The organism is Mycobacterium sp., from assembly GCF_049683355.1.
GTDB lineage: Bacteria > Actinomycetota > Actinomycetes > Mycobacteriales > Mycobacteriaceae > Mycobacterium.
Genome location: NZ_JBAUJB010000225.1, coordinates 1 through 5,751, shown reverse-complemented (window position 1 = coordinate 5,751; position 5,751 = coordinate 1). Strand labels below are relative to the sequence as shown.

The window sequence follows — 5,751 nt, the reverse complement described above, 5'->3', positions numbered from 1 at the left end:
TAGTAGCGGTTGCAGACCGCGCGGCAGAACCAGATCACCGTCAGGGGTTTCGTCGTAGCTGTAGAGGAACCGTGGCGTGTCCCAGGTGCTGCGGCGAGCACGTTGGCGGACATCGAACTCGGGGTTGCGTATGGATGCGGCGTGTTTGACCGCCGAGATCATTGCAGGGCCAAGATCGTTTGCTATCAACGTGATGCAAGAAGCGAAGTGCGCGGACGATTGCCCGCAGGTCGCGGGACGATGTGTGACGAGGTCGGCAGCTGCAGGCGCCGGACGTTGTGGCCGATCTGCGGGTCAGGCAGCCGGCGCGTCAGCGTAGTCACATCTTTGGTCGACAGTCGGGCAATGCTCGATAGGTATGCCCACTGATCCTCATATGGTTCAAGGGTGGCGGGGTCGAGGAACACGGTGGTCCCGTGTTGTCGGCGTTTGCCGTTCAACGGTGCGGCGATGAGATTGCCTACACCTCGCCCGGTATGGACGTCTTGGGAAGGAAACAATCGGTCGTAGCTGCTCAAATGCATGCTGCCGCGCAGCCGAAACGCCTCGCCCAGCAGACTTGTAGCCACCCTTCGGGCGACCGAAGCCGAGATGGGGTGAGCGAAGAAGATCCAGACGTGAGCGCCTCTGCCGGATTGTGAGACTTCCAACGCAGCTGGAATCTCATGAGAACGGGCCGCTTTCATGTATGCGAGGGCATCGAGCATCGCGGCCTCCTTGTCGAAATCCGCCGCGACCCACCAGCAGGTGTCGTCGTTGCTGAGTGGGTACACGCCGATGTGCGCCTCGCCGCGAGGTGGGCATCGACGACCTCGGGGGTAAGCGGCAGGTAGGGGGCGTCAGCCCGATTCATCCCCTTGCGCCAGTAGCCTTTGATTGCCGGCATCCAGCCCGAGCGGCCGTCTCGCCGGTTCTCCCAACGCACCGCGTAAATATCGGTGCGACAACGGAACAGGTTGATGAAGAACCGCACCTTATCGGCTGAGTTCGAGCTCATGGTCACGGGCGAGGCTGGTGCTCCCGTGAGTGTCGCCTGGTCGCTGGCGGCCGCCCGAGCCTGCTCTTCGCTCAATCGGAGCAGACGACGCAGGCGCCCGTTGTCGGCACGCAGTGTGTCCAACTCGCCGGGGAACTTCTCGATGCCGCTAACGGTCGGTACTCCTTGAATTTGTGCTACCTGGCGCCACGGATGAGTTCGACGGCTTCGATCATGGCGTAACGCGCAATCAGCTGATCCAGAATCTCATCAACGGTGGACGGCGGCCGAATGAATCTGGAGGACATGGCGATCACTGCCTGACGTGCGACGTCGGGGGACACTGAGACAGTGTCGGCGGCGAACTGGGCAGGCGATATTACGGTGAGCGACTTGGGGATCAGTTGCGGTGGAAAGTCCTTCAGATTGCTCGTGACGATTGTGTCAGCCCCGCCAACCAGTGCCGCCGCGACCACGTGTTCGTCGTCGACGTCGGGCAGTCCGAACGTGCCCTCGAGACTTTCCCAGTTGGCCACCACGGCATCGTTGAAAGCCGAACTCATCTGATCGACGAGGCTTTGAGCTGTCTGCCTTGCGAGGACTGGGGCGTGGCCACGGTCTACGAGCTTTTGTCCTTCGTAGTAACGCAATTCGTCAAGGATTGCGCTTGACCACAGAGGCCGATACAAGCCCTGGATCGCCAACGACAGCAGGAAATCGCGTTGCAGGCTGGGCCACAGCACTGAGGTGTCCAACAGGGCGGCGAACACTATCGGATTTCTTTCAGTGCGTTTCGACCTTGGCCCGGCGTTGTTCGGCGACGACTCGGCGCGCTTCACGCAGTCGCTGGCGAACGACTTTGGGATCGTCGCCCGCATCGATATCGACCGTTGCAGCCGCCAGCGCCTCGTATTGACGATTGCGCCGCTGCTCGCGATATGCCAGAACGTCGTCGAGCAACAGGCGGTGACGATTGCCGATCCGTTCGGCGGCCAACGTACCGTCGGTGATCAGGCGGATCACAGTGGGGCGGCTGACTCCTAGAAGGTCCGCGGCCTGCTGGGTGGTCAATTTCATCGTCTGCGGCGCGATGGTGACCGCCTTGCCAGCATGTAGTGCGGCGACGACCTTGGTCAAGGCTTGGTGGACTGAACGCGGCAACTCGATGCGGTCATGCTCATCGATCCCAACTAGGGCGTAACTGGGTGATGCCACCTTGCCCCGGATGCGTTCATGGTTGGCCAGGAACCCGACGACCGAGGCAAACTCGTCGGGATTTTCGGGGATGAAGGTGACTGCTTCTGCAGCTTCGGCACTCATGTCAGACCCTAGTCAAACTAATCGAAAGAGATTTCGGAACGTTCGAATAATACCTCAGATTGAAGACATCCGATACGCCTACGGCCGGGACCCGGCGTTTCGTTGCCTTCGTGCGCCAGCAGTTCGTTACGGGTTGGATGTACCCGCCACCGAGCTACTCAGTACCTCCGCCCCTGCGGCCGCACCGTGACACCGGCCGCCTTCAAGATCTTCAGCACTGTCGTTCGCCCGATCGAATTGCCTGCGGTGGTGCCTTAGCTGCTGTCGTTCTGGGAGTGTCTTCCGCCCCGTCGGGGTGGGCGGCCAGCACAGCTCTGATCATCGGCGGCATCGGGACCCCGACGATGCATGACGTGGTGATGTCGCAGCTTCTCGGCGGCGCACTAAGCGACGTGGAGCGGGTGAGCGTCGACTGGCCGGCAGAGGCCAGGCCGTACACCGGGGCCGACGACCTGACGTTGGGCGCCTCGATCGACGTGGGCATCACCAACCTCAGTGCCCAGATCGACGCCGCACTCGCTCGTCTCTCCCGGGACGAGGACGGCCACGTGATCAATGGCGAGCGCGTCACCGTGGTCGGTCTCTCGGCCTGGTCGCTGGTGGTGACCGAGGTGCTGCGGTTGGCCGCAGCGGACCTCGATGCGCCCGACCAGCGGGAGATCAATTTTGTCGTGGCGGCTGATTCCAGCCGCCAGGAGATCATCGCCGACACGGACAACTACAACCCCGTCTACGACTACACCTACCGGCCGGCGCCCGAGACGGTGTACGACACGATCGTCGTCACCGGCGAATACGACGGGTTCGCCGACTTCCCCGACCGCTGGTGGAACCTGACCGCGGTCGCGAATGCGATGGCCGGTTCGATCTTCGTCCACGTGCCGACGATGTTCGCCGACCTCACCGAGGTGCCCGAGGAGAACGTCACCGTGGAGGTGAACTCCAAGCGGCAGCACCACTCACTATCTGATCCCGGCCGAGAGGCTGCCTCTGGTCCAGCTGTTCCCGAGCCTCGCACCTCGCGAGGCCGAGCTGAAGGCCTCGATCGACAAGGCGTACACCCGCAACGACCCGGCTCCCTCCTGGTTGCGCAGCACCGCCGTCACCGTTCCGGAGGCGGTCGAAGACACCGTCGAGACGCCGGCCGAGGAGACCACGCCGGCCGAGGAGACTGTCATCTCCGATGAGGAGGCGACCGAATCCGGTGTGAGCGTGGTGGAGTCGGTCTCAGACAGCGATGACGCCGACGTGAGCTCGGCCAAGGGCGAGGACGACGCTGCGAGCGAGCGGGAGTCCGACGACGCCGCCACCGCCACCGACGTTGACGTCGACGCTGGCCGCGCCGACAGCGACAGTGATCGAGCGGGCGATAAGGATCGCGCTGCCAAGCGGGACAAGTCGGACCGGGGCACCGAGCGCGGCAGCGATTCCCGCGCGGACAAGTCCAACTCCAGCGATTCCGGCTCCGCCGATTCCACCGACTCGTCGGATTGACCCCCGGCCGCACCAGCGCACTGTTCCTGATTGCCTGAGTTTGCCCGGCGTTCACCCGGTCGTCGAGCGGAGGCCATGTCGCGGGTGAAGGCGTCGTAGGCCACCGCCTTTTTGAAGTGAATCATGGTGGTGCCGCGGCCGCTTGCCGAGCGAATGCGTCCAAGAGTTTCCCGAACGGCATACCGACAGGCGGACACCGTACCGCTGCGCGTCACCGCCGCGACAGCTCCGCGGCTGACACTGCGCCGTGTCCCCACATCCGTCCCGCCGGACCGCGCTCAAAGGTGCCGCGCTACTCGCGGCGCTGCCCGTCGTCGGATTCAGCTCACCGCAGCGACTGAGCCCCGCGGCCGATCCGTTCACCCTCGGCGTCGCCTCCGGGGAACCCGCCACCGACGGTGCGGTGATCTGGACCCGGCTGGCGCCGCAACCGTTGGCCGACGACGGCCTCGGGGGCATGCCGGCACGACCCGTCGACGTGGATTGGGAAGTGGCCGAGGACAACACGTTCATGCGAACCGCGCAGCGGGGGACCGTCGCCGCAGTGCCCGAGGCTGCACACAGCGTGCACGTCGAACTGACCGGGTTACGGCCCGGCGCCGAGTACTTCTACCGGTTCCGCTCGGGCGGATACCTGTCACCGTCGGGACGCATCAGGACGACACCCGCGGCGGATTCGCTCGACCCGCTGACAGTCTGCGTCGCCTCGTGTTCGAACTACGAGCAGGGCTGGTTCACCGCCTACCGCAGGCTGGCAGAGGAGCATCCGGATCTGGTACTGCACCTCGGCGACTACCACTACGAGTACGGTGCCGGGCGCAGCGCAGTCCGGGTGCGTGACCACATCGGTTCCGAGACGGCGACATTGGCCCAGTACCGGCAGCGGTATGCGCAGTACAAGACCGATCCCGACCTGCAGGCCGCCCACGCTGCCGCACCGTGGCTGGCGGTGTTCGACGACCACGAGGTGGCCGACAACTGGGCCGGGACGGTGCCGGCCACACCGGACCCCGCGTTCCTGCACCGGCGCGCGGCCGCACTGCAGGCGTATTACGAGAACATGCCGTTACGGGCGGCGAGGCGGCCGCGCGGTGCCGACATCGATCTGCACCGCAGGGTGCACTGGGGCGCGCTGGCGACGTTCCACATGCTCGACACTCGTCAACACCGGACCGATCAACCGTGCGGCGACAGGTACTCCTCCGACTGTGTCGAACGGTATTCTACTGCAGCGACTTTGATCGGTCCGGCGCAAGAACGGTGGCTGCTGGACGGGTTCGCGAGATCCCGCGCGCGCTGGGACGTCCTGGGCCAGCAGGTGTTCTTCTCCCAACTGGACCTCACGGCCGGCGATCAGCGCTCGTTCAATCCGGACGGCTGGGACGGGTACGTGGTCAACCGGGACCCGATCGTCGCCGGCATCCGCGACTCGCCGGTGCGCAACGCGGTGGTGCTGACCGGCGACGTGCATTCCCATTGGGCCGCAGACGTCCACGAACGTCCGGGTGACACCCGCACTCCCGTGGTGGCGACAGAACTGGTGACCAGCTCGATCAGCTCAGGCGGTGACGGCTCCGATACCCGTGACGAGATCGTGTCGGTGCTGCCGGACAACCCGCACATCCGATACTTCAACAACCGCAGGGGCTATGTGCGGATGCGGGTGACCGGCGACGAGGTGCGCGTCGACTTTCGGATCGTGCCGTACGTCTCCCGGCCGGGCGCCGCGGTGCAGACGGGCGCGACGTTCGTGGTCGCCGACCGTGCACCGGCGATGCAACGGGTGTGAGCGCCGCCCGACACCTGGATAGGAAACAACAGAGCCGGCACCCCGTCGGGGCTGCCGGCTCTGGACAAGGAGCGTCGCGTCAGCGATGCATGCCCTCGTGCCGCTGGGCGATGGCCAGAAGCTCGTCACGAACCGTGGAATCCGGCATGGCGTTGATCCGCGCGTAGAGGCG

Annotated in this window: 5 protein-coding genes and 1 pseudogene; 3 read left to right on the top strand and 3 right to left on the bottom strand. The window is 64.9% G+C overall.

The annotated features are described in order from the left end of the window. Positions 1 to 185: 185 nt before the first annotated feature. The 3 genes and pseudogenes from WA944_RS13590 to WA944_RS13580 all read right to left on the bottom strand — a co-directional run bounded on the left by WA944_RS13590 (position 186) and on the right by WA944_RS13580 (position 2,296). Positions 186 to 997, bottom strand: a pseudogene (locus WA944_RS13590) (TOTE conflict system archaeo-eukaryotic primase domain-containing protein). A gap of 176 nt (positions 998 to 1,173) precedes the next feature. Continuing rightward, the gene (locus tag WA944_RS13585; protein WP_526372328.1) at positions 1,174 to 1,746 is read right to left on the bottom strand and encodes a PIN domain-containing protein; all 573 of its coding nucleotides are present in this window, start codon (positions 1,744 to 1,746) and stop codon (positions 1,174 to 1,176) included. Positions 1,747 to 1,759: 13 nt separating this feature from the next. Further along, a complete protein-coding gene (locus tag WA944_RS13580; protein WP_526372327.1) occupies positions 1,760 to 2,296 on the bottom strand; it encodes a helix-turn-helix domain-containing protein in 537 nt (178 codons plus the stop codon). A gap of 275 nt (positions 2,297 to 2,571) precedes the next feature. Here WA944_RS13580 and WA944_RS13575 point away from each other — a divergent pair, with 275 nt between their 5' ends. The 3 genes from WA944_RS13575 (at position 2,572) to WA944_RS13565 (ending at position 5,579) form a co-directional block, all read left to right on the top strand. Continuing rightward, positions 2,572 to 3,483 (top strand): PE-PPE domain-containing protein, encoded by a 912-nt coding sequence (locus tag WA944_RS13575; protein ID WP_526372326.1) that lies wholly within the window; start codon positions 2,572 to 2,574, stop codon positions 3,481 to 3,483. Positions 3,484 to 3,511: 28 nt separating this feature from the next. Continuing rightward, positions 3,512 to 3,790, top strand: a complete 279-nt coding sequence (locus WA944_RS13570; RefSeq protein ID WP_526647042.1) for a hypothetical protein — start codon at positions 3,512 to 3,514, stop codon at positions 3,788 to 3,790. A 247-nt stretch (positions 3,791 to 4,037) separates the two neighbouring features. Continuing rightward, positions 4,038 to 5,579 carry an alkaline phosphatase D family protein gene (locus WA944_RS13565; protein WP_526610136.1) on the top strand — a complete coding sequence of 514 codons (1,542 nt, stop codon included), beginning with the start codon at positions 4,038 to 4,040 and terminating at the stop codon, positions 5,577 to 5,579. Positions 5,580 to 5,751 lie beyond the last annotated feature (172 nt).